Genomic DNA, 1,325 nt, shown 5'->3' with positions numbered 1-1,325 from the left:
CGGACACGGTCGTGTGGGAAATCATGACCGGCGCGCGGTTCGACACCTGGCTCGATGGAGCTCCCCGGCCCGACCAGCGAGCCATCGAGGCGCACCTGCCCGGTCTGTTGCGTCTGCGCGGCCTGCACCGGGTCGGCCGGCTGGATCATCCGGGCGCCGGTGCTCTGCTGGACCTGCTGGGCGGCGGCTATCTCTCCAGCAGGTTGATCCACCGCTGCCCCCGGGCCGTCCTCCCGCTCGTCGCCGCGACCTGACCCTCCGGTTCCCCGGCCGGGGGCCCGGGGATACCCGGTGTCCACCTGTATCCTGCCGTTCGCCGCTCGGGAGTGCCATGCGCGACGGTGGTTACGCGGCGCGCCTTCCACCACCTGACGGTCAACCAGGGCCTATGGTCAAGCGCACCGGAACGCCGCTTTATGGGGAGAGTCGCGGATGACCGTATCGCTCGAGGACGCCCGTCGGATCATTGCCGCCGGGGAGAAATATGCGGTTCACCTCGGTCAACCGGTTAACATTGCTGTCGTTGACCATGCCGGAATTCTGGTTGCCCACGTCCGGATGGACAATGCCCGGCTCGAGACCGCGGATATCTCCGTCGACAAGGCGTGCGCGGCTCGGGCCTGGGCTCCGCCGGCCCATCTGGTCAGTCATACCGGTGGCGAGGGACACGCTGGCGGCGAGGCGCATGCCGGCGGCGAGGCACCTGCCACGGGTGACGACCGCGTCGGACGGGAGCGTCCGTCGCCGGCGGAACCGGTCGTCACCGGTCTGCCCGGTGCGCTGCCGCTGTGGCGGAACGGGGTGATCGTGGGGGCCGTCGGGGTGAGCGGTGGTCCCGCCCCCCTTGACCAGGCCATCGCCCGGGCCGCCGCGGCGGCGTTCTGACCGGGCCGACCGGACTGACCGGGCCGACCGGACTGACCGGGCCGACCGGGCCGCACCCCCACGCGGTATCGCTCCCCACGCGGTACCGCGTGGGGAGCCCGAAGCGGGATCGGATCCTGAAACCGGGAGCGATCGATCTTCGGTGAATCTCACAAAATCAACGGAATGGCACCGAAGAGTGGTTCTTCTGGTTCAGGCTTGATGGAGTGAGGAGCGTCACGGCTCTGGGAGTCGGGCCGCACCGGCCTCGGCGCCGTCGTGCGGACCGCCGGGCCGCGCTGCTCGGGCTCGTGAGCCTCCTGATCGGCTTGGGAGCGGTCGGCTGCCGGGTCTCCACCGACGGGCCGACCGCGTCCCCGGCCTGCGCGGCGCCGGGCGTCGCTCCGGACGCGATCAGATTCGGCCTGCTCTATCCGGACACCGGAAACGCGGCGTCACTG

General features: G+C 70.8%; 1 protein-coding gene and 1 pseudogene. Both read left to right on the top strand.

All coding sequences use genetic code 11. The annotated features are described in order from the left end of the window. Positions 1 to 254: pseudogene (locus AC08ON_RS17795) on the top strand (hypothetical protein); the annotation flags it as partial. 178 nt (positions 255 to 432) lie between these two features. Then, entirely contained in the window at positions 433 to 885 is a 453-nt protein-coding gene (locus AC08ON_RS17790; protein ID WP_476608667.1) for a heme-binding protein, read from the top strand. Positions 886 to 1,325 lie beyond the last annotated feature (440 nt).

Source organism: Frankia sp. CoWAU3 (assembly GCF_977971855.1).
This window is presented reverse-complemented; position numbering and strand designations above follow the sequence as displayed.

Excerpts from the sequence above, each read along its gene's own strand:
- AC08ON_RS17790 (WP_476608667.1), top strand. The coding sequence starts at position 433 with ATGACCGTATCGCTCGAGGACGCCCGTCGGATCATTGCCGCCGGGGAG.